Origin of the sequence: Streptomyces sp. NPDC051940 (assembly GCF_040680895.1) — a bacterium.
Lineage (GTDB): Bacteria > Actinomycetota > Actinomycetes > Streptomycetales > Streptomycetaceae > Streptomyces.
On the sequence record NZ_JBFAXR010000022.1, the window covers coordinates 43,271 to 64,944 of the forward strand.

20 protein-coding genes are annotated in these 21,674 nt (G+C 71.4%); 12 read left to right on the forward strand and 8 right to left on the reverse strand.

The window, feature by feature from the left end:
- Positions 1-452: 452 nt before the first annotated feature.
- Genes dnaK through AB0M28_RS11980 form a run of 4 tightly spaced genes read left to right on the forward strand, consistent with a single transcriptional unit; the run spans position 453 to position 4,673 of the window.
- Positions 453-2,306 carry a molecular chaperone DnaK gene (gene dnaK / locus AB0M28_RS11965; RefSeq protein WP_365401774.1) on the forward strand — a complete coding sequence of 618 codons (1,854 nt, stop codon included), beginning with the start codon at positions 453-455 and terminating at the stop codon, positions 2,304-2,306.
- Positions 2,303-2,989: a nucleotide exchange factor GrpE gene (gene grpE, locus AB0M28_RS11970; RefSeq protein WP_365401777.1), complete on the forward strand. Its 687-nt coding sequence runs from the start codon at positions 2,303-2,305 to the stop codon at positions 2,987-2,989. The genes dnaK and grpE overlap by 4 nt, the downstream gene beginning before the upstream one ends.
- A gap of 39 nt (positions 2,990-3,028) precedes the next feature.
- Positions 3,029-4,204, forward strand: coding sequence for a molecular chaperone DnaJ (dnaJ, locus tag AB0M28_RS11975; protein ID WP_365401780.1), 1,176 nt, complete (start codon positions 3,029-3,031; stop codon positions 4,202-4,204).
- A 1-nt stretch (position 4,205) separates the two neighbouring features.
- The gene (locus tag AB0M28_RS11980; protein ID WP_365401783.1) at positions 4,206-4,673 is read left to right on the forward strand and encodes a helix-turn-helix domain-containing protein; all 468 of its coding nucleotides are present in this window, start codon (positions 4,206-4,208) and stop codon (positions 4,671-4,673) included.
- Positions 4,674-4,680: 7 nt separating this feature from the next.
- On the opposite strand, the gene AB0M28_RS11985 is transcribed toward AB0M28_RS11980, so the two are convergent.
- Positions 4,681-5,655 carry a LuxR C-terminal-related transcriptional regulator gene (locus tag AB0M28_RS11985; protein WP_365401786.1) on the reverse strand — a complete coding sequence of 325 codons (975 nt, stop codon included), beginning with the start codon at positions 5,653-5,655 and terminating at the stop codon, positions 4,681-4,683.
- A 189-nt stretch (positions 5,656-5,844) separates the two neighbouring features.
- Here AB0M28_RS11985 and AB0M28_RS11990 point away from each other — a divergent pair, with 189 nt between their 5' ends.
- On the forward strand, positions 5,845-6,846 hold the full coding sequence (locus AB0M28_RS11990; RefSeq protein WP_365401789.1) for a helix-turn-helix transcriptional regulator: 1,002 nt from the start codon (positions 5,845-5,847) through the stop codon (positions 6,844-6,846).
- On the opposite strand, the gene AB0M28_RS11995 is transcribed toward AB0M28_RS11990, so the two are convergent.
- Together AB0M28_RS11995 and AB0M28_RS12000 are read right to left on the reverse strand one after the other, a co-directional pair.
- On the reverse strand, positions 6,820-7,803 hold the full coding sequence (locus AB0M28_RS11995) for a helix-turn-helix transcriptional regulator (RefSeq protein ID WP_365401792.1): 984 nt from the start codon (positions 7,801-7,803) through the stop codon (positions 6,820-6,822). The two genes, AB0M28_RS11990 and AB0M28_RS11995, sit on opposite strands and share 27 nt — an antisense overlap.
- A 752-nt stretch (positions 7,804-8,555) precedes the next feature.
- Positions 8,556-8,960, reverse strand: a complete 405-nt coding sequence (locus AB0M28_RS12000) for a pyridoxamine 5'-phosphate oxidase family protein (RefSeq protein ID WP_365401795.1) — start codon at positions 8,958-8,960, stop codon at positions 8,556-8,558.
- A gap of 721 nt (positions 8,961-9,681) precedes the next feature.
- Between AB0M28_RS12000 and clpB the strand changes: the two genes are divergently transcribed.
- Positions 9,682-12,285, forward strand: a complete 2,604-nt coding sequence (clpB, locus tag AB0M28_RS12005) for an ATP-dependent chaperone ClpB (RefSeq protein WP_365401798.1) — start codon at positions 9,682-9,684, stop codon at positions 12,283-12,285.
- A gap of 7 nt (positions 12,286-12,292) precedes the next feature.
- On the opposite strand, the gene AB0M28_RS12010 is transcribed toward clpB, so the two are convergent.
- Entirely contained in the window at positions 12,293-12,715 is a 423-nt protein-coding gene (locus AB0M28_RS12010; protein ID WP_365401801.1) for a hypothetical protein, read from the reverse strand.
- Between the two features lie 133 nt (positions 12,716-12,848).
- Between AB0M28_RS12010 and AB0M28_RS12015 the strand changes: the two genes are divergently transcribed.
- On the forward strand, positions 12,849-13,385 hold the full coding sequence (locus AB0M28_RS12015) for a YbjN domain-containing protein (protein WP_365401804.1): 537 nt from the start codon (positions 12,849-12,851) through the stop codon (positions 13,383-13,385).
- Positions 13,386-13,700: 315 nt separating this feature from the next.
- On the opposite strand, the gene AB0M28_RS12020 is transcribed toward AB0M28_RS12015, so the two are convergent.
- The 3 genes from AB0M28_RS12020 to AB0M28_RS12030 form a co-directional block, all read right to left on the reverse strand.
- Positions 13,701-13,877: a hypothetical protein gene (locus tag AB0M28_RS12020; protein ID WP_365401807.1), complete on the reverse strand. Its 177-nt coding sequence runs from the start codon at positions 13,875-13,877 to the stop codon at positions 13,701-13,703.
- Between the two features lie 271 nt (positions 13,878-14,148).
- Entirely contained in the window at positions 14,149-14,595 is a 447-nt protein-coding gene (locus AB0M28_RS12025) for a hypothetical protein (RefSeq protein WP_365401810.1), read from the reverse strand.
- 366 nt (positions 14,596-14,961) lie between these two features.
- A complete protein-coding gene (locus tag AB0M28_RS12030) occupies positions 14,962-16,161 on the reverse strand; it encodes a pyridoxal phosphate-dependent aminotransferase (protein WP_365401813.1) in 1,200 nt (399 codons plus the stop codon).
- An 87-nt stretch (positions 16,162-16,248) separates the two neighbouring features.
- Here AB0M28_RS12030 and AB0M28_RS12035 point away from each other — a divergent pair, with 87 nt between their 5' ends.
- The 4 genes from AB0M28_RS12035 (at position 16,249) to AB0M28_RS12050 (ending at position 19,530) form a co-directional block, all read left to right on the forward strand.
- Positions 16,249-16,659, forward strand: a complete 411-nt coding sequence (locus tag AB0M28_RS12035) for a hypothetical protein (RefSeq protein ID WP_365401816.1) — start codon at positions 16,249-16,251, stop codon at positions 16,657-16,659.
- Between the two features lie 132 nt (positions 16,660-16,791).
- Positions 16,792-17,013 (forward strand): hypothetical protein, encoded by a 222-nt coding sequence (locus AB0M28_RS12040; RefSeq protein ID WP_365401819.1) that lies wholly within the window; start codon positions 16,792-16,794, stop codon positions 17,011-17,013.
- Between the two features lie 280 nt (positions 17,014-17,293).
- Positions 17,294-17,842, forward strand: a complete 549-nt coding sequence (locus tag AB0M28_RS12045) for a DUF2617 family protein (RefSeq protein WP_365401822.1) — start codon at positions 17,294-17,296, stop codon at positions 17,840-17,842.
- A 95-nt stretch (positions 17,843-17,937) separates the two neighbouring features.
- Positions 17,938-19,530, forward strand: coding sequence for a polyamine aminopropyltransferase (locus AB0M28_RS12050; protein ID WP_365401825.1), 1,593 nt, complete (start codon positions 17,938-17,940; stop codon positions 19,528-19,530).
- A 7-nt stretch (positions 19,531-19,537) separates the two neighbouring features.
- Here AB0M28_RS12050 and AB0M28_RS12055 read toward each other — a convergent pair whose 3' ends face one another.
- On the reverse strand, positions 19,538-20,467 hold the full coding sequence (locus AB0M28_RS12055) for a hypothetical protein (protein ID WP_365401828.1): 930 nt from the start codon (positions 20,465-20,467) through the stop codon (positions 19,538-19,540).
- A 162-nt stretch (positions 20,468-20,629) separates the two neighbouring features.
- Between AB0M28_RS12055 and AB0M28_RS12060 the strand changes: the two genes are divergently transcribed.
- On the forward strand, positions 20,630-21,643 hold the full coding sequence (locus AB0M28_RS12060) for an SRPBCC domain-containing protein (protein WP_365401831.1): 1,014 nt from the start codon (positions 20,630-20,632) through the stop codon (positions 21,641-21,643).
- Positions 21,644-21,674 lie beyond the last annotated feature (31 nt).

Below are 21,674 nucleotides of genomic sequence, written 5' to 3' on the forward strand. Positions count from 1 at the left end.
TAAGCCCCCCAGCGACCACAGGCAGGAACGGAACGGGGCGGGCGGTTGCGTTCCGGCGGTTGGCGGGTTGGCGGGTTGGCGGGTTGGCGGGTTGGCGGGTTGGCGGGTCGGCGGGTGGGCGGGTGGCGCCGGCGCCCGCACCTGTCGGCCGACGGGGACCGGCACGATTCCAGCCCGTCCGGCGTTTGAGGACTGAGGCGCGAAGCGCCGAACCGCGCCGCAGGCGCCAGCACGACCGAACGCTCGCAGCGCGACCGGCACCGATCCCAGCCCGTCCGGCGCTTGAGGACGAGGCGCGAAGCGCCGACCGCGCCAGCCGGCGAAACCGCCACCCACCTGCAAAAACGCAACAAACATGAGCCGAGTCAACTCACATCATTTGACCCCACAGAACCCGCATGGCACCCTTGAGCCACCAAGGCTCAAGGGCAATGCATCCGGAGGATAGCGAAATGGCACGTGCGGTCGGCATCGACCTGGGTACGACAAACTCTGTCGTCAGTGTTCTCGAAGGCGGTGAGCCCACCGTCATCACCAACGCCGAGGGCGCCAGGACCACGCCGTCCGTCGTCGCCTTCGCGAAGAACGGTGAGGTGCTCGTCGGCGAGGTCGCCAAGCGCCAGGCTGTGACGAACGTGGACCGGACCATCCGCTCCGTGAAGCGTCACATGGGCACGGACTGGAAGCAGTCCATCGACGGCAAGGACTTCACCCCCCAGCAGATCAGCGCCTTCATCCTGCAGAAGCTGAAGCGGGACGCGGAGGCGTACCTGGGCGAGAAGGTGGCCGACGCGGTCATCACCGTCCCGGCGTACTTCAACGACTCCGAGCGTCAGGCCACCAAGGAGGCCGGCGAGATCGCGGGTCTGAACGTCCTGCGTATCGTCAACGAGCCGACGGCGGCCGCCCTCGCCTACGGCCTCGACAAGGACGACCAGACCATTCTCGTCTTCGACCTCGGCGGCGGCACCTTCGACGTCTCGCTGCTCGAGATCGGCGACGGCGTCGTGGAGGTCAAGGCCACCAACGGCGACAACCACCTCGGTGGTGACGACTGGGACCAGCGCGTCGTCGACTACCTGGTGAAGCAGTTCGCCAACGGCCACGGCGTGGACCTCGGCAAGGACAAGATGGCGCTCCAGCGCCTGCGTGAGGCCGCCGAGAAGGCCAAGATCGAGCTCTCGAGCTCCACCGAGACCACGATCAACCTGCCCTACATCACCGCCTCCGCCGAGGGCCCCCTGCACCTCGACGAGAAGCTGACCCGGGCGCAGTTCCAGCAGCTCACCCAGGACCTCCTGGAGCGCTGCAAGACCCCCTTCCACAACGTGATCAAGGACGCCGGCATCGCGCTCGGCGACATCGACCACGTGGTGCTCGTCGGCGGCTCGACCCGTATGCCCGCCGTCGCCGACCTGGTCCGTGAGCTGACCGGCGGCAAGGAGGCCAACAAGGGCGTCAACCCGGACGAGGTCGTCGCCATCGGCGCCGCCCTGCAGGCCGGTGTCCTGAAGGGCGAGGTCAAGGACGTCCTGCTGCTCGACGTCACCCCGCTGTCCCTCGGTATCGAGACCAAGGGCGGCATCATGACCAAGCTGATCGAGCGGAACACGACGATCCCGACCAAGCGGTCCGAGATCTTCACCACCGCCGAGGACAACCAGCCGTCCGTGCAGATCCAGGTCTACCAGGGCGAGCGCGAGATCGCGGCGTACAACAAGAAGCTGGGCATGTTCGAGCTGACCGGTCTGCCCCCGGCGCCGCGCGGCGTCCCGCAGATCGAGGTCACCTTCGACATCGACGCGAACGGCATCATGCACGTCGGCGCCAAGGACCTCGGCACCGGCAAGGAGCAGAAGATGACCGTCACCGGCGGCTCCGCGCTGCCGAAGGACGACATCGACCGCATGATGCGCGAGGCCGAGCAGTACGCGGAGGAGGACCACAAGCGCCGCGAGGCCGCCGAGACCCGCAACCAGGCCGAGCAGCTCGTCTACACCACCGAGAAGTTCCTCAAGGACAACGAGGAGAAGGTTCCCGGTGACGTGAAGACCGAGGTCGAGGCCGCAGTGGAGGACCTCAAGGAGAAGCTGAAGGGCGAGGACGTCGCGCTCATCCGCGAGGCCACCGAGAAGGTCGCCACGGTCAGCCAGAAGCTGGGCCAGGCCCTGTACGCCGACGCCCAGGCGTCCGGCGCGGCCGCCGGCGGTGCCGACGCCGGTGCCGCGGGTGCCCAGGCCTCCGCCGACGACGATGTCGTCGACGCCGAGATCGTCGACGACGACAAGCGGGACGGTGCCGCGTGACGGAGGAGACCCAGGGCTTCAGCGAGAGCGAGAAGTCCGACGTCCCCACCGACGCCGATGCCGCCTCTCAGGAAGCGGCAGCTGCCGCCGGGGCTGCCTCCGAGGAGGCGGCCCCGGCCGGGGACGCGGGCGCCACGCCTGCCGCGACGGCCCGGATGGACCAGGTGACCAAGGCGCTCGACGAGCGCACCCGGGACCTGCAGCGCCTCCAGGCGGAGTACCAGAACTACCGCCGCCGGGTGGAGCGCGACCGCATCGCGGTCAAGGAGGTCGCGGTGGCGAACCTCCTCACCGAGCTCCTCCCCGTGCTCGACGACGTCGGCCGGGCCCGGGACCACGGTGAGCTGGTCGGCGGCTTCAAGTCGGTCGCCGAGTCGCTGGAGACGGTCGTCGCGAAGATGGGCCTGATGCAGTTCGGCAAGGAGGGCGAGCCCTTCGACCCGCTGGTGCACGAGGCGCTGATGCACTCGTACTCCCCGGACGTCGAGGAGACGACCTGCGTGCAGATCCTGCAGCCGGGGTATCGGATCGGCGAGCGCACGATCCGTCCGGCGCGGGTGGCGGTCGCCGAACCGCAGCCGGGCGTCTCGCAGTCGACCGCCAAGGCCGAGCAGCCGGCCGAGGACAAGAAGGACGAGCCGGCGTCGAAGGACGAGGAGAGCGGTGGCCCGGACGAGGGCTGACGTGAACAGACGGCGCGTACGGGAGGAGGGACGCCGGGGATGAGCACCAAGGACTTCATCGAGAAGGACTACTACAAGGTCCTCGGCGTCCCCAAGGACGCGACCGAGGCCGAGATCAAGAAGGCGTACCGCAAGCTGGCCCGGGAGTACCACCCCGACGCCAACAAGGGCGACGCCAAGGCCGAGGAGCGCTTCAAGGAGATCTCCGAGGCGAACGACGTCCTCGGCGACCCGAAGAAGCGCAAGGAGTACGACGAGGCGCGCGCCCTCTTCGGCAACGGGGGCTTCCGCCCCGGTGGCGCGGGGGGCACGGGCAACTTCAACTTCGACCTCGGCGACCTGTTCGGCGGGCAGCCGGGCGGCGCCGGGGGCACCGGCGGCTTCGGCGGCGGGCTGGGCGACGTGTTCGGCGGCCTGTTCAACCGGGGCGGCACGGGCACCCGTACCCAGCCGCGGCGCGGCCAGGACATCGAGTCCGAGGTCACCCTGTCGTTCAACGAGGCCGTCGAGGGGGCCACGGTCCCGCTGCGGATGTCGTCCTCCGCCGCGTGCAAGGCGTGCGCCGGCACGGGCGACAAGAACGGCACCCCGCGCGTCTGCCCCACCTGCCTGGGCACCGGCCAGGTGTCCCGGGGCGGGGGCGGCGGGTTCTCCCTCACCGACCCGTGCGTGGACTGCAAGGGCCGCGGCCTGATCGCCGAGACCCCCTGCGACGTCTGCAAGGGCTCCGGCCGGGCCAAGTCCTCGCGCACCATGCAGGTCCGCATCCCCGCCGGCGTCGCCGACGGCCAGCGGATCCGGCTGCGCGGCAAGGGCGGCCCGGGTGAGCGCGGCGGTCCCGCGGGGGACCTGTACGTCGTGGTGAACGTCGACAAGCACCCCGTCTTCGGCCGCAAGGGCGACAACCTCACGGTGACGGTCCCGGTGACCTTCCCCGAGGCGGCGCTCGGCGGCGAGATCTCCGTACCCACCCTCGGCGGCCCCCCGGTGAAGCTGAAGCTGCCGCCGGGCACGCCCAACGGGCGCACCATGCGCGCCCGCGGCAAGGGCGCGGTGCGCAAGGACGGCACCCGCGGCGACCTGCTGGTGACCGTCGAGGTCACGGTCCCGACCGAGCTGGGCGACAAGGCCCAGCAGACCTTGGAGGCCTACCAGAAGGCCACCGAGGACGAGGATCCGCGCGCTGAGCTGTTCAAGGCCGCGAAGGGAGCATGAGATGACGACGCCAGGAAGGCCAGGGGGCGGCGGCCGGGGCCGCAACCCCTACGAGCTGAACGACGACACCCCCGTCTACGTCATCTCCATCGCGGCCCAGCTCTCCGGCCTGCACCCGCAGACCCTGCGCCAGTACGACCGCCTCGGCCTGGTCTCCCCGGACCGCACGGCCGGCCGGGGCCGCCGCTACTCGGCCCGCGACATCGACCTGCTGCGCCAGGTCCAGGCCCTCTCCCAGGACGAGGGCATCAACCTGGCCGGCATCAAGCGCATCATCGAACTGGAGAACCAGGTCGCCGCCCTGCAGTCCCGCGTGGCGGAGCTGGAGGCCACGCTGGACGGCGTCGCGGACGTCATGCAGCAGCGCGAGGACCAGGTCCGGGCGCAGTACCGGCGGGACCTGGTGCCGTACCGCCAGGTGCAGGCCACCAGCGCGCTGGTGGTGTGGAAGCCGAAGCCGAAGCGGTGACGGCGGCTCAGGGGAGCTGATCGTCGCCGTCGAGAAGACCCGCGCCGGCCAGCAGATAGCCGAGTTGGGTCCGGCCGTTGCTGCCGAGGGCGGCCGAGAGCTTGGCGACGTGCCCGCGGACCGTGCGGATGTTGATGCCGAGGCGGGCGGCGATCTCCTGGTCGTCGTTGCCGGCGACCATGAGCCGGGCGATGTGCAGTTGTACGGGGGAGATCCCGTCCCGCGCGGCGGCGCGCTCCAAGGGGCCGCCCAGGGGCTTGCCGTGCTCCCAGAGCACGTCGAACGTGCGGCGCAGGAACTTGACGATGGGCGGGTGCCGGATCTCCAGGGCCGCGGAGTCGTCCTCGGCCGCGCTGAGCATCGCGACCTCGTCGTCCACCACGAACATCCGCCCGAAGACCTCGTAGACGGTGCGGATCTGCACGGGGTAGGAGGCCAGGCGCTGCCGGTACGCGAGCACGGTGGGCGAGTTGCGTACGGCGTGCACGTAGAGGGTGCGCATGACGACGCCGCGCTCCAGCGCCGGAACCGTCCGGTCGACGGCGGTGCTGAGCACCGCCGCCGGGCGGCGGCTGCCCGGCTGCATGGTGAGCAGCTCGTGGGTGGCCTCCGTCACCAGGTGGTCGAGTCGCTCGTTGATCTGGTCGACGCCGGCGACGGTGAAGATCGGCAGGCCGGACGGGACGCGTGTCGTCCGGCCCAGAAGTGCCTGGAACTCTCCCACGAGGTCCGCGGCGTACTGCAGATAAGCGCGTTCGCTGCGGCTCATCAGGAGCTCCAGGGCCTCTCCGGGCGGGACGGGGCGGAGCAGTTCGCCGTCCTGGTCGTCGGGGACGAGCAGATGCGCCTCCAGCGCGCAGGGTGCGGCGAGGGCCGCCTCCCGACGTACGCCGTTCTTGGCGAGGGCCTGGGCGTACAGGTTCCTGCCCGGCCGGCAGAGGTCCTGCCAGGGATGCGGTTCGTGGGATCCGTCAGCGGTCATGCGCATTCTCTTCTGTCGGCGTAAAACCCGCACTCAATGCGGCAACTGCTTGGAACTCCGGTCTCTTGTCGGGTAGTTCGGGCTCGGCCAGGCCGTCGGGCCTACAGTGCGTGGTGGTCGGTTCACGGAAATGGTGGCAGTTGAAGGTGCGACTATGTCATGCTCCCGGCGATAACGAGGAGTGAGACCGTGGCTGTCCCCCAACGCCCGCACTCGCATCCGGGAACGGAAGTCTGCCCCGAAGGCTGGCTTCTCTACGTTCGCGCACTGACGGAGGGGGCGGTCTCCCGGGAGACCGCCGAACCGGTCTCGTGCCTGCGGTCGTCGGGCCTGCTGCAGCCGGACGCCGTCGACCCGGGGCTTGCCAGGCCCATGCCGCCGGTCGTGGGACTGGTGACGCTGCTGACCCGGGAGGGCAGGGCCAGACGTGAGCGCATGAGCCGGCTCCAGGCTCAGCTGCAGGACCTCGCCGACTCGGGACCGCGCGAACCGGACGGTTTCCCGATGGGCCGGATCGTGGGAAGCGGCCCGATCAACGCGAGGCTCGACGCCGCGGCGGCGGAGTGCACACGGGAGATGCTGACGATGCAGCCGACCGCGAAGGGCGCTTCGCCCGCGGCTCTCGAACGCGCCTTCAGCCGTGACACCGAGCTCCTCGAGCGCGGCGTGTCCATGCGCACGCTGTATGTGCACGCCGTGCGGTTCAACCCCTCGGTGATGGCCTACCAGGAGCGCATCCGGGGCTATGCGGTGCAGGTGCGCACGATGCCCGCGGTGATCGAGCGGATGATCGTGGTGGACGACGCCGTCGCCTTCATTCCGGCGACCACCGACCGTTCGGAGGCGCTGGAGATCCGGTATCCGCCGTTCATCCAGGTCCTGCGCGCCTGCTTCGAGGTGTTGTGGCGCCTGGGCACTCCCCTGTGGGAACCGGTCGAGTACGGGGCGCGAGGCGAGCAGGTGTCGCCGGTCCAGCGGTACATCGCCAGAATGCTGGCCGGCGGCCTCGCCGACGCGGCCATCGCCGACCGTCTCGGAGTGAACGTACGGACGGTGCGGGGGCACATCGCCCGGCTCTCCCGAGCGCTCGGCAGCGCCAACCGCGCGCAGTTGGGCTTCCTCATCGCCCAATCGAGGATCCTGGACGAGGACTTGCCGCACGGTCTACACGCTTTCGTCGAGAATGCCTGAACGCGCGATCAGATAGCCGAGCTGCGCACGGCTCGTACTGCCGAGCGCGGCGGAGAGTTTGGCTATGTGGGAGCGGCAGGTCCGGACGTTCATCCCCAGCCGGCGGGCTATGGCCTCGTCGACGAGACCGTCCACCAGAAGCTTGGCGATGCTCACCTGAACGCCGGTGATGCCCTCGCGCTTGGCCTCGTAGTGGATCTCCTCGCCGAAGGGGACGGCTATCCGCCAGAACTGCTCGAAGACGCCCACGAGATAGGCGACGAGCCCCGGGTGGTGCAGCTCGAGGGCGATCTGGCGGTCGCTGCGAGCCGGGACGAAGGCGACCTTCCGATCGATGATGATGAGCCTGTCGATGATCTCCTCGAGGGTTCGGACCTCCATGCGTTCGCTTCCCACCAGCTCGAGGTAGGCGAGTGTCGACGGGGTGTGCCGGGCCGTGTGCTGATAGAGCGTCCGCATGCGCACCCCCCGGTCGAGCAGCGGCCGGTCCCGGCGCAGTGCCGCGTCGAACGTGCTCGGCTGGCGGCCGCTTCCCGGCTGTACGGTCAGCACTTCCTCCGTGCAGGCGGCGACCGTGCGGTCGAGCACGGCGTTGATGCGTTCGTACCCCTCGAGGACGTTGATGACGTGCGTGGTGGGCTGCTCGCGCGCGGTGATGGCCAGAAAGGGCTCGAACGTGTCGGCGAGGTCCACGGTGAGCCGTCGCCGCTCCTGTATCTCCCGCTCTATGGGGATGAGGAGTTGGGCGAGTGCGGCGGACGGCGGCATGGGGATGAGCCACTGCTCGTCGGCGGGATCGGGGTGGAGCAGGTCGAGATCGACGAGGCAGGGGGCGTCGACGGTGGCGGACCTGGCGATCCTTCCCGTGCTGAGCGCTTCGGCATACGCGGTTCTGCCCGCTCGGCACAACTCGACGGCCGCATGAGGATGCCCGGATATGTCCCCACTGGCAGCCATTTGCACCCCCTCAGGCTTATGAAATGCAAGAACATGATGCCCTGCTGCGGTGGCGCGTGCACGGTGTCGTGAGTCATCTTTCATATGCGGGACCGGGACATAGCAAGCGAGGTGAGATCGGCCGTGAGTAGGACGGTACGTAGGGCTGGGGCCTTGCTCGCTGCATTGGCCTTCGCCCTCGGAGCGTTTGTGGTGGTCGGGAGCGGAGTCGTGTCCCAGCCGTCACACGAGTTCCTTGCGGATACAGGCTGGGGGCCGGCGCCGCCAAAACCGTGATCGGAACGTGAAGGTTGTCGGAGAGGGACGAGGCGACGATGACTGATCGATCGGGATGGCACTCGGTCGACCTGGACACCGCGATCCCCACCCCCGGCGACTCCATGACTGTCGTCATCTCCGGATGGCTGGTCACCATCACCAGAGACGAGGACGGTGATGTACGAGCCCACCACCGTGGGTCCGGACGATCCGCCCGATGCGTCATCCGGTGTGGCGTGATCTTCGTGAACCTCACCGAGGAGGTGCCCCAGTCGGTCGAAGCCGCCGAGGCCGACCTGCCGACCCACACCTCCACCCCCCACTGCGCCTGACGGGCGATTCCCCCCGGACACCGTCGCCCTGGGCGCTACGCCGGCGGTGCCATCGCTGCTGCAGTCAGCGATGGCACCGCCGTTGCCCTTCCCCTGGCGTTCCCCCGGTGCCAGGGGAAGAGGCGTTTCCGGGGCCCTGCTTCCGGGGTCCGGGTTTCGGGCCTATGCCCGGCCCATCGCCTTCGTCAGGGTGATCTCGACGGCCACCCGGTTCGGGTTGGGGGACGGTCGGCGGCCGTAGCGCTCCTCGTAGCGGCGCACCGCCTCCGCCACGGCGGCCGGGTCGGCCGTCACCCTCGCGATGCCCTCCAGGGTCGCCCAGCGGCCTCTGTCGACCTGGCAGACGGCGACCCTCGCGCCCTCTGGCCCTGCGGCCAGGATGTTCGCGATCTTGCGGCTGGTCTTGTTCGTGATGATCCGGGCGAGGCCGGCCTCCGGGTCGTATGTCACCCCTACGGGGACCACGTGGGGTGTGCGGTCCTCGCGGTGCGTTGTGAGGGTGCTCAGGTGCCACTCCTGCCAGAAGGCTCGGTAGGCCGGGTCGGGGTTGCGTACGTCGATCGCCACGGGGCGTAGCGTACGGCGCTCCGCGCGCCGTCCGCGTCCGTGTCCCGTCCCGCTGCGGGGGCTCCGCCCCCGGCCCCCCGATCGCGCCTGGCGGCGCTCGTCCTCAAACGCCGGACGGGCTGAAGGTCGCCTTGCGTCGGCTGACGCGGTCGGCGCTGCGCGCCTCGTCCTCAGACGCCGGACGGGCTTGGGGGTCGCCTTGCGTCGGCTGACGCGGTCGGCGCTGCGCGCCTCGTCCTCAAACGCCGGACGGGCTGGAGCGGTGCCGGTCGCGCCGGCAGGTGCGCTTTTGCCGGCGAAGCGCAGCGGAGCCGGTCCACTGACAACCGGTCGTCGTAGGCACCCCTCGGCGGAGCGCCAGCGGAGCCGCTCGCTACGCATCAGCCGGCGCAGCGCAGCGGAGCCGGTGCAGCCCCACCGGCCCACCGGACGACACACCCCGGCGGAGCGCAGCGGAGCCGCCCCGCTTCGCACCGGCGCAGCGCCAGCGGAGCCGACCGCTGGGCGGCGCCATGGCGCCGTCCCCTCCCGCTCCGCCCGGCAAGGCCCCTTGGGGCCGCAGAATCACTGCGATCCGCACCGAGAACCGGCCACGAATCCCCCACCCTCCGCCATCCGCTAAGGTTGAGTGGAATACGCTCAAGTTAGTTAAGGTTGAGCAGCGCAGTGGCACGACAGCGCAGCAGCACACACAGCGCAGGACGAGCGAAAGCGAGGAGCGGTGGACGCGGAGCTGACCAACAAGAGCAAGGAAGCGATCAGCGGGGCGAATACCCGCGCCGTGGACGGGGGGCATCCCGACATCACGCCCGCGCATCTGCTGCTCGCTCTGCTCGAGGGCCAGGACAACGAGAACATCCAGGACCTCCTGGCCGCCGTCGACGCCGACCAGGCCGCGCTGCGCTCCGGCGCCGAGCGCATCCTCGGCGGGCTGCCCAGCGTGCAGGGCTCCACCGTGTCCCCGCCGCAGGCCAGCCGGGATCTGCTCGCCGTGATCGCGGACGCCGCCAAGCGGGCGAGGGAGCTCGGCGACCAGTACGTGTCGACCGAGCACCTGCTGATCGCGACCGCCGCGAAGGGCGGGCAGACCGCCGAGCTGCTGCAGAAGCAGGGCGCGGGCGCGAAGCAGCTGCAGGAGGCGTTCGACAAGGCCCGCGGCGGGCGGCGCGTCACCAGCCAGGACCCCGAGGGCACGTACAAGGCGCTGGAGAAGTTCGGCACGGACTTCACCGAGGCCGCCCGCGAGGGCAGGCTCGACCCGGTCATCGGCCGCGACGCGGAGATCCGGCGCGTGGTCCAGGTGCTGTCCCGGCGTACGAAGAACAACCCCGTGCTGATCGGCGAGCCGGGTGTCGGCAAGACCGCCGTCGTGGAGGGGCTCGCCCAGCGCATCGTCAAGGGCGACGTACCGGAGAGCCTGCGGAACAAGCGGCTCGTCTCGCTGGACCTCGGCGCCATGGTCGCCGGGGCCAAGTACCGCGGTGAGTTCGAGGAGCGGCTGAAGACCGTGCTGGCCGAGATCAAGGACAGCGACGGCCAGATCATCACGTTCATCGACGAGCTGCACACCGTCGTCGGCGCGGGCGCCGGCGGCGACTCGGCGATGGACGCCGGCAACATGCTCAAGCCCATGCTCGCCCGCGGCGAGCTGCGCATGGTCGGCGCGACGACGCTCGACGAGTACCGCGAGCGGATCGAGAAGGACCCGGCGCTGGAGCGGCGGTTCCAGCAGGTGCTGGTGGCCGAGCCGTCCGTGGAGGACTCCATCGCGATCCTGCGCGGCCTGAAGGGCCGGTACGAGGCGCACCACAAGGTCCAGATCGCCGACTCCGCGCTGGTGGCCGCGGCCACGCTCTCGGACCGGTACATCACCTCCCGCTTCCTCCCCGACAAGGCAATCGACCTCGTCGACGAGGCGGCCTCCCGGCTGCGGATGGAGATCGACTCCTCCCCGACCGAGATCGACGAGCTCCAGCGCTCCGTCGACCGGCTGAAGATGGAGGAGCTGGCGCTGGCCAACGAGAGCGACGCCGCCTCCAGGGATCGCCTCGCGAAGCTGCGCAAGGACCTCGCCGACCGCGAGGAGGAGCTGCGGGGCCTGACCGCCCGCTGGGAGAAGGAGAAGCAGGGCCTGAACCGTGTCGGCGAGCTCAAGGAGCGCCTCGACGACCTGCGCGGCCTGGCGGAGCGCGCCCAGCGCGACGGCGACTTCGGTACGGCGTCGAAGCTGCTGTACGGGGAGATCCCCACGCTCGAGCGCGAGCTGGCGGAGGCGTCCGAGGCCGAGCAGGAGGCCCAGAAGGACACCATGGTCAAGGAGGAGGTCGGGCCCGACGACATCGCGGACGTCGTCGCCGCCTGGACCGGCATCCCCGCCGGGCGGCTGCTGGAGGGCGAGACGCAGAAGCTGCTGCGGATGGAGGAGGAGCTCGGCAAGCGACTCATCGGCCAGACCGAGGCCGTACGGGCCGTCTCCGACGCGGTGCGGCGCTCCCGGGCGGGCATCTCCGACCCCGACCGCCCCACGGGCTCCTTCCTCTTCCTCGGCCCGACGGGCGTCGGCAAGACCGAGCTCGCGAAGGCCCTCGCCGACTTCCTGTTCGACGACGAGCGGGCCATGGTCCGCATCGACATGTCGGAGTACAGCGAGAAGCACTCGGTGGCGCGGCTGGTGGGCGCGCCTCCCGGTTACGTCGGCTACGAGGAGGGCGGCCAGCTCACCGAGGCGGTGCGGCGCCGGCCGTACACGGTGGTGCTGCTGGACGAGGTGGAGAAGGCCCATCACGAGGTCTTCGACATCCTGCTGCAGGTCCTGGACGACGGGCGGCTCACGGACGGCCAGGGCCGCACGGTGGACTTCCGCAACACGATCCTGATCCTGACGTCGAACCTCGGCTCGACGTTCCTCGTGGATCCGGCGCTGACGGACGAGCAGCGCAGGCAGCGCGTCCTGGAGACGGTCCGCGGCTCCTTCCGCCCGGAGTTCCTGAACCGGCTCGACGACCAGGTCGTCTTCCACGCCCTGGGCGGTCCGGAGCTGCGCCGTATCGCGCAGATCCAGATCGACCACCTCCAGCGCCGCCTCGCGGAGCGCCGCCTCACCCTCCAGGTCAGCGACGAGGCGCTCGACTGGCTGGCCCGTCTCGGCCGGCCGTCCGGCGACTCCCCGGACCTCGCCTACGGCGCCCGCCCCCTGCGCCGCCTGGTCCAGACGTCGATCGGCGACCAGCTCGCCCGCGAGATCCTCTCGGGGGAGGTCCGCGACGGCGACACGGTCCGCGTCGACCTCGCGGGGGAGGGCCTGCTGGTGGGCCGCGCGGCCTAGCGGCGGGTCAGACGGTGAAGGCGGTGAACCGGACGAGGGCGGTGTCGGCGTCCTCGTCCACCACCGCGACCTCGACGTAATGCGGTCCGTCGGTCCCGTACGGTGCCTCCGTATCGGGGTCGACGGCCCGGCAGAGGTCGGGCTCGGCGGCCCCGTGGCCGGTCGGCACGGCGGGGCACGAGTCCCACGGGATCAGCTCGCCGAGCTCCCGGTGGAGCCAGGTCTCCACCTCGTCCCGGTCCATCCGGAAGCTTCCGCTCCGGTCGGTGTCCAGCACGCCGGACTCGGCGCAGTCCTCGTCGTACGCACTCGCCGGCAGCCGGGCGTCCGCCCACTCCAGGGCCTCAGCGCAGCCGATGGGCGCACTGGTGTCCCCGAACGGATCGAAGTCGACGGCCCTCAGGCCGACGCCGACCAGCCACGTGAACACCCGGTCGGCGCGACCGGCACCACTTCCCGCAAGGGGATCTGCCAGGGATTCCGCTGCGGGCGCAGCGGTACCGGTTGCCACGGACCGGGCGGGATGGGGGAGGATGGCGGCAAGCTATGAAGGGAAATCCACGGTGAGTATCGACCCGTCCTCGATTCCGAATTTCGGGGGCCAGCCCCAGCAGCAGCCGGCCGCCCCGCAGGGGCCGGTCGTCCCGGACCAGGACCTGGTCAAGCAGCTTCTCGAGCAGATGGAGCTGAAGTACGTCGTCGACGACGAAGGCGACCTCGCCGCGCCGTGGGAGCAGTTCCGCACGTACTTCATGTTCCGCGGCGAGAAGGAGCAGCAGGTCTTCTCGGTCCGGACCTTCTACGACCGCGAGCACGCGATCGAGAACAAGCCGGCGCTCCTGGAGTCCATCGACGACTGGAACCGCCGCACTCTGTGGCCGAAGGTCTACACCCACACCCACGACGACGGCACCGTCCGCCTGATCGGCGAGGCCCAGATGCTGATCGGCACGGGCGTCAGCCTGGAGCACTTCGTGCAGTCGACGGTGAGCTGGGTGCGGGCCTCGGTCGAGTTCGACAACTGGCTCGTCGAGACCCTGGGCCTGACCGCCGAGGTCGACCGCTCCGACGACGACAAGGGCGACGACGACGAGGCGTGACCGCGTGTGACCGCGCGTACCCCCGCGTGACCGCGCGTGACCCCCTTTCCCGGCCGGTGGGCGATAGCCGAGCACCGGCCGGGATTGCAAGGCGGGTATGCCAATTTCATCCGAACGGGCCGGTGGCATTCACTCCAATACCGCCACCCGCTACGTTGATCGTGGGCCTCCTAGGGGCTCCGTCGGGGCGCTGGTCTGCGGAGGATCTCCCAGGTTCTGTCCGGTCGGCCAGCGCTGCCGGCGCTTCCGGGACGGGTCCGGGTCCCTGGTTCGTACGTCCCGTACGGTCCGTACGTCGTTGGTCGAGGTCCCCCGTCAGCGCTCTATGCCCCACTTGAGCGCCGCGCACTCCGTGAGGCTCGGGGACTCGAAGCCGCCCGCCAGAACCAGCGCCTGGAAGGGGCTGGCGCCGCACGCGTGCCACGCGCCGGCCCGCGGGATCGCGAAGAGGAACGTGTAGGCGACGACCAGCAGCACCGCGAACGGCGCCACGCGGATCCTGCTGTGCGACCGCCGTCGGGCCGCCCGCCCCGCGACCGGCCCCCGGGCCGTTCCCGGGACCGCCGGCGGCGCGATGACCGGCGCATACGCGGGCAGTGATGGGTGTAACGAATACTCGGTCATGTCTTCCCTTATTCGACGCGCCGCGGGACGCCCTCCCGGCTTCCGACCCCGAAGCAGCCGGTTCGCGGGAATCCCACGGGAAAGCGGAGGCTGTGCCGGCGTAAGGGACAGCCGCTGGGCGGCTGTGACGTGGCGGCCCTCAGCTGTGGCCGCGGAACGCGAAACCGAGCGACTGCAGTTCGCTCAGTGAACACGCCCGGCCGTGGCAGAGGAACGACGCCTCGACCTGCTGCTCCGGCCGGTCGGGCCGGGCGAGGAGCATCCACCCCGCGAAGGGCAGCGCCTGCGGCACCGCCTGGCCCGCCCGCATGAACCACCCCGTCGACCACCGGTTGTCGGGCGCGAAGGCCAGCACCACCGGACGCAGGGAGGCCCCCTTCGCCGCCGGTACCGCGAGCACGTCCGTCAGCCGCCGGGCGAGTCCGGGATCGGTGACCTGCAACTCGTCGGCGAGATCGCCGAGTACGGCCTCCACGCTGCGGTGCCGCTCGAGTTCGGCCATCTTCGCGGCCGTCATCATGACCTGCCGGCCGGCGATGGAGCTGACCTGCCCGAGCATGCAGTCCTTCCACCGCAGATCCGCCATGCAGCTCTCCAGGGAGGCCCGCTGGGCTCTCTCTCTGGCGCCGTGCAACTCCTCTCTGGTCCGTACGAGCTGGACCAGCGCGTCGACCAGTTCAGGCCCCTCCTGATGCTCGTCGACAATCGCATTAATCTCGCTGCGAAAATGTTCGATTACCGTTTCCCGTTCTCGATCCGGGCTGACGGCGCAATGATCTGTCACGAGGACCTCCCAGGTTCTTCGTGGGAGGGACGATATACCTGTGGACAAGATCGCATGAACGTTTCTGCTGAATACCTCTGTGGCAATTTCGCAGAAGACGTAAAACCCAAACAGACGTGCCCGCCGGGGAAATACGGATCAGTGGATTCCGAAGTCCCCAATTGCGATCTAGGGCGACGACTGTGCCGAGGTCTGTGCCGCGGGCCCCGGGCCGAGCCGCCGCAGCCGCCTCGCGGCCTCCCGTAGCACGTCATCGCGTTTGCAGAACGCGAACCGGACCTGGCTGCGGCCGGCCTCCTCGTGGTCGTAGAACACCGCGTTGGGCACGGCGACCACCCCGCAGCGCTCCGGCAGCTGCCGGCACAGCGCGAGGCCGTCCTTCTCGCCCAGCGGGCCGGCGTCCGTGGTGATGAAGTACGTCCCCTGCGGGCGGTACACCTCGAAGCCCGCGTCGACGAGACCGCCCGCGAGGATGTCGCGCTTGGTGCGAAGGCGTTCGCGGAGGGTCGTGAAGTAGCTGTCGGGCAGGCTGAGCGCCTCGGCGATGGCGTACTGGAAGGGCCCGGCGCTCACATACGTCAGGAACTGCTTGGTGGCGCGGACCGCCGCGACCAGCTCGGGCGACGACGTGATCCAGCCGACCTTCCAGCCCGTGAAGGAGAAGGTCTTGCCGGAGGAGGAGATGGACACGGTGCGCTCGCGCATACCCGGCAGGGAGATGAGCGGGACGTGCTCGCCGTCGAAGACCAGGTGCTCGTACACCTCGTCCGTCACGACCAGCAGATCGCGCTCCACCGCGAGCCGCGCGATCGCCTCGGCCTCGGCGCGCGTCAGCACCATGCCGGTCGGGTTGTGCGGCGAGTTGATCAGCAGCAGCCGGGTGCGGGGGGTGACGGCGTCCCGCAGCTCGTCCAGGTCCGGGCGGAAGTCCGGCGCCCGCAGCGTCACCGGGACGCGGACGCCGCCCGCCATCGCGACGCACGCGGCGTACGAGTCGTAGTACGGCTCGAAGGCGATCACCTCGTCGCCGGGCTCGACCAGCGCGAGCACCGCCGCGGCGATCGCCTCCGTGGCGCCCGCGGTGACCAGCACCTCGCGGTCGGGATCGAAGTCGAGGCCGTAGTGGCGGCGTTGGTGGTCCGTGATCGCCTGGCGCAGCTCGGGGACGCCGGGGCCGGGCGGGTACTGGTTCCCCTGACCCGCGCGCAGCGCCCGTACGGCGGCGTCGATGATCTGGTCGGGGCCGTCGGTGTCCGGGAAGCCCTGACCGAGATTGATCGAGTCTGTCCGAACGGCGAGCGCTGACATCTCGGCGAAGATCGTGCTGGTGAACTCCGCGAGCCGGCGGTTGAGCAGCGGTCTTTCCATGCGCGCAACCGTAGCCCCCGGGTGGGGCGTCAAGCCATCATCGGGGCAGGTCTCGAAACCGCCGGGGGGCGGGGATCGGAGGCGGGGATGACCAGCGCGCTGGGGACCACGGATCTGGTGATCATCGGAGGGTTCACGCTGCTGATGTTCGCGGTGCCGGTGGTGGTGGTCGTGCTCCTCGTACGCCAGGCGAGGCGTACCGCGCGGCGCCGGCCGCGCGGCCCGGGCGGGCCGTACCGCGGCGGGCGTCCCCGGGGCGGCTACGTGCACCGCTCGGACTCCCACCCCGGCGACCCCGGCTACTTCCCGTACGACCCGCACAGCGGCGGCGGGCACTGGGGCGACCACGGGTCGTGCGGGGGCGGGTCGTCGTCCTGCGGTGGCGGGTCCTCGTCGTGCGGTGGCGGGTCGTCATCGTGCGGGGGCGGGTCCTCGTCCTGCGGGGGCAGCTCCTCGTCCTGCGGCGGCGGCTCGTCCTGCGGCAGCTCGTCGTCCTAGCGACGCCGGCCCGGCGCGAAGGCGGGCGAAGCTCTGGAGTTGCTCAAATCCGCTTTGCGGAGGCGGCGGCGAGGGCATCCCCGCAGAACCGGAGCCCGCGAGGGGCCCGTTCAGTGAGAAGGGGGGACGGCCATGGCCGGATTGTTCCTGATCCTCGGCATCGCAATCGTACTCGCCATCATGGTCGCCATCGGCAAGTCGGGCGCCCGGACCGGCGCCCGGCGCAGGCACCGCGGCTGGGGCTCCGGCGGCTCCGGCGGGGGCGGCTGCGGCGGCGGCTCGTCGTGCGGCGGCTCGTCCTCGTGCGGCGGCGGAGGCTGCGGGGGCGGGGGCGGCTGCGGTGGCGGCAGCTGACACACGAGTGCGCATCCGAAGCCATTGACCGAGTGAGCCTGTCAGACACATACGTAAACGGTCGCCTCGCGTCACCAAACGGGCGCGAGGCGACAATCTGTTGAACAAGTGAACAGTGGGGTCCCCGGGGGGATGGAAACCTGGTGAAGATGGGTAAAACGGCTGTGGGTGCCTGTCACTTCATGGTTCTGTGTCAGTCGGAACCGCCCGCGCCCCCACATCCCAGGTCCACCTGTGAGGCGGGCCGGCCCATCCAGTACCGCGTCAGTGGAGCCGACCCATGCTCACCACTCTCCAGACCTCTTACACCGACACCCGTGCCGCCGATCTGGCCTGGCGGCTCGGTATGGAGCCGCTCCCGGCCCTCGCCGTCCTCCCGCTGCGCCTCGATCGGACCGAGGTGGAGCTGCGGTTGCTCGGCGCCTCCCACCAGGTGCTGGTGGAGGATTCGGACGGGCGCTGCTCGGAGACCGTGGCCTGTCTGCCCGGCAGCAGCACACCGCTGCCGCTGGGGGTGGCCAAGCAGCTCGGCGACTGGGAGTACGAGTTCGGCGCGCGCGTCGAGACCCTCGCCCCGTCCGCCTTCGAGGTCCGCGCCCAGGAGCTGCTGGCCCTGGTCGCGGAGCATCCGCACGGTCTGGCGGGGGTGTTCCCCGGCAGTCCGTACGCCTTCACCGCGCTGCTGGCGCACCGGCAGGACCGCGGCGAGGGCGTGGACGGGCCGTCCTGGGGACGGCTGGCCTGGCGGACCTGGCACGCGTACCCCCAGGAGGGGCGGCTCGTCACCACCCGCTCACGGGTGGGCGTACGGGTGGCGGAACCCGTCTGAGTGCCCCGGCGTGCGCCAACTCGTCGATGCGCCGCGCACATCGCACCCTTGTGGGTGACAAGGGACGACACGGCCGTAACCGTATCGTTCGTTGCATGATCGAACGGCCCGAGATCTCGGCATATGCCGTACCGCGGCAGCGGCTTCCCGTGCGCCCGGCCACCGGCCGCCTGCTGGTCCTGGTCACGGTCTTCATCTGTGCGGCGTGCGGACTGATCTACGAACTCGAACTCATCGCCCTCGCCTCGTATCTGGCCGGCGACTCGGTCACCCAGGCGTCGGTGGTCCTGGCCGTCATGGTCTTCGCGATGGGCGCGGGCTCGCTGCTGGCGAAGCGGCTGCGCCCGCGCGCCGCCGCCGCGTTCGGGCTGATGGAGAGCGGACTCGCCCTCGTCGGCGGGCTGTCGGCGATGGCGCTGTACGCGTGCTTCGCCTGGGTGGGGCAGCCGCGGGTCGCGCTCGTCGCCTTCTCCCTGGCCATCGGCGTCCTCATCGGCGCCGAGGTGCCGCTGCTGATGACGCTGATTCAGCGCATCCGGCGCCAGGACGCGGGCGGGGCGGTCGCCGACCTCTTCGCCGCGGACTACGTCGGGGCGCTGGTCGGCGGGCTGGCGTTCCCCTTCTTGCTGCTGCCCTGGCTGGGCCAGATCACCAGCGCGCTGGTCACCGGGGCGGTCAACGCGGCCGTCGGCGGCACGGTCGTGCTGTGGCTCTTCCGCCGCGACCTCACCCCGCGGGCGCGGTACGCCGTGATCGCGGGCAACTCGCTGGTGCTGGCGGCGCTCATCGCCGCCATGGTGCTCGCGGCGCCCTTCGAACAGGCGGCGCGCCGGGCGGTGTACGGCGACGAGGTGCGGGTCGCCTTACAGAGCGACGTCCAGGAGATCGTCCTCACCGGGCGGGCCGGGCAGCCCCTCGCGCTGTACCTCGACGGCCGGCTGCGGGTCAGCGAGCGCGACGAGTACCGCTACCACGAGGCCCTCGTCCACCCCGCGATGGCCGGACCCCGCGCGCGGGTGCTGATCCTGGGCGGCGGCGACGGGCTCGCGGCGCGCGAGGTGCTGCGCTACCCCGACGTGCGGTCGGTGACGGTGGTCGAGATCGATCCCGAGGTGGTGCGGCTGGCCCGCACGGATCCCGGGCTCTCCGCCCTGAACGGCAAGGTCTACGGCGATCCGCGGCTGCACGTCCGGTACACGGAGGCTTTCGACTGGCTGCGGCGGTCCGCGCGGCCCGGTTCGTACGACGTGATCATCTCGGATCTGCCCGATCCGGTGATCACGCCGAGCGTGAAGCTGTACTCGCAGGAGTTCTACGGACTGGCGGCCCAGGCCCTCGCCCCCGGCGGCCGGCTCAGCGTCCACGCGGGCGCGCTGCGGGCGCGGCCCCGGGTGTTCTGGACGGTGGACGCGACGGTCCGGGCGGCGGGCCTGCGGGCGGCGGGGTACCGGGTGCCGGGGCGCGGGGCGGTCCCCGGCGGTGACCGCGGGATGTTCCGCGACCGGGCGGGCGACTGGGGCTTCCTGCTGGCCGCCCACGGTGCCGCTCCGCGGGTGCGGCTCCCGTCGGACCTGCCCGAGGTGCGCTGGATCACGCCCGCCGCGCTGCGGGACGCGGTGCGCGGCCGGGGACCGCGGCCGGGGGGACTGCGGGCCTCGACGCTGGTGCATCCGCGGTATCAGGGGTGAGGGCCGGTCAGGGCCCGTCCCCGGCGGCGCGGGCCCGGCGGTGGTGGGCGTACCAGAGGCCGCCGGTGGCGACGGACCCCGCGAACAGCACGAGTGCCAGCACCGGCCACTGGCTGCCCGCGAGCCGGCTGCCGGTGGCGAGCGTGACGACGGTCAGCGCGATCGGGACGAGCAGCGAGACCACCGCCCTGAGCGCCCCCGCGACGGCGGCCGGATCGAGCCCCCGGCGGCGGGCCGGCGGCTGCGGACCCGTGCCGAAGTAGTAGGGCACGGCGCGGTCCGTCACCAGCTTCGTGGAGCGCCGGTACGAGTGCGCCATGTACGGCAGCCACACCAGCGGGGCCACCATGCCCGTCGCGACGACCAGCACGAGAAGCGCCCACTGCCGGATCCGGACCCAGGTGCCGGAGCGCGCGGGGGTGATGAGGCCCAGCAGGCGCGCCATACGCAGGACGAGGTCCCACAGGGCGCGCGTCCGGGATCCGGGGGGCCTTCCGTCCTCGGTCGGTAGATCGGCCAGCGCCGCCCGGGCCCGGTCCTCGTCGGCGTACACGCCCTGCAGCACGAGGAGTTCCGCGGCCCGCTCCATGTCGGTGGCGTCCCGGCCGTCCAGCGCGGCGAGCTCCAGCATCATCCGGGCCTGGCTGAGCAGCGCCAGACAGAACGCGACGGGGATGAACACGAGGAACGGACCCCCGACGAACGCCCCCTGTGCGACGGTGCGGCGCGTCCCCGAGGACACCACCTTCGTACGCAGCTCCGCAGGGGTCGCTCCGGGCTGCCCCTCCCGCAGCGCGGCGACGGAACGGGCCGCGGGCGGGCCCATGTGCCGTACGGCGAAACCGGCCAGCAGCTCCGGCAGCAGGCCCGGCCGCGCGAGCGCCGCGCGCAGCAGCGGCCGGACCGGTACGGCGGCGTCCGCCGGCGGGGATGTCATGGGAAATGTCTAACATGCTCGGTTTGCGGCATTCGCCGAAGTCGGGTGCTCACGCGACCACCCTGGCCCGGGGGCTGAGGGCGAAGCCCACGGAATCTGTTCGGCCGCCCCCGCGGGAGCCGCACCGGTGCTGGGACGCGCGAGCCTCGGTAGGCTCCCGCCATGGAGCAAGAGGTGTACGTCCCGTATCCCGTCGCGACGGTCCGCCGAGCCCTGACCGACCCGGCCCGGGTCGCCCGCTGCATCCCCGGCCTCCAGCTGGACGCCGGGGGCGACAGCCTGCAGGGGCGGCTCCGCCTGCGTATCGCGGGCTCCACCATCACCTACCGCGGCGGCCTGCGGATCCACCCCCAGGGCGACGGGGTCGCCGTGGAGGGCGAGGGCACGGAGGCCCGCGGCACCGGCACGGTGAAGCTGACCCTGGCCCTCACGCCCCGGCCCACGGACGGCGGAACAGCGCTCGGCTGCGCGGGCACCGTGCTCAGCGAGGGCCGGCTCGCGGCGGTCGACCCGGGGCAGGCGCAGGCCGCGGCCGTGCGGCTGCTGGAACGGTTCGCCGAGAGCCTGGGCGCGAGCCTGGAGGCGAACCCGCCGGCGGACGAGCCGGGAGCCGCCCCGGAGCCGGAAACCGCCGTCGAGCCGGAGGCCGCCCCGGAGCCCGAAGCCCCCGTCGGGCCGGAGGCCGGTTCCGAGCCGGAAGCTGCCGGGCCCGAAGCCCCCGAGTGGCCCGAAGCCGCCCCCGACGACAACGAGCGCGTCATCCCCGGCATCCCCGCCCCCGACCGCCCCCGCCCCGACGCCGCCGCCGAGGAGCAGCCCGAGCAGGGCGGCCCGGACGACGAGTCCGCGTCCGTCTTCGAGACCGAGGTCCCCCCGCCCTCCCTCGACCCCCTCGCCGACGACCTCACCGAGGAGGAGGACACCGGCCCCGAGGTCATCGAGGAGATCGAGGACGTCACCGACCTCGACGACGAGCCGGAGGCCGCGCACGCCCGCCGGACGATGATCGGCCGGTCGACGGAGGAGGTCGACCACGCGCCGCCGCGCGGCCGTTACGCCCCCGAGCCCGCCGCCGAGACCGGCTCCGGCGTCGCCCGGCTGCGCTGGGCGGCCCCCGTCGCGGCGTTCGCCGTCGCGACGGCGGTCGTCGTCGTACGCAGGCTGCGCCGCCGCTGACCGCCGCGGCCCGGGATGTCCCGGTCGCCGC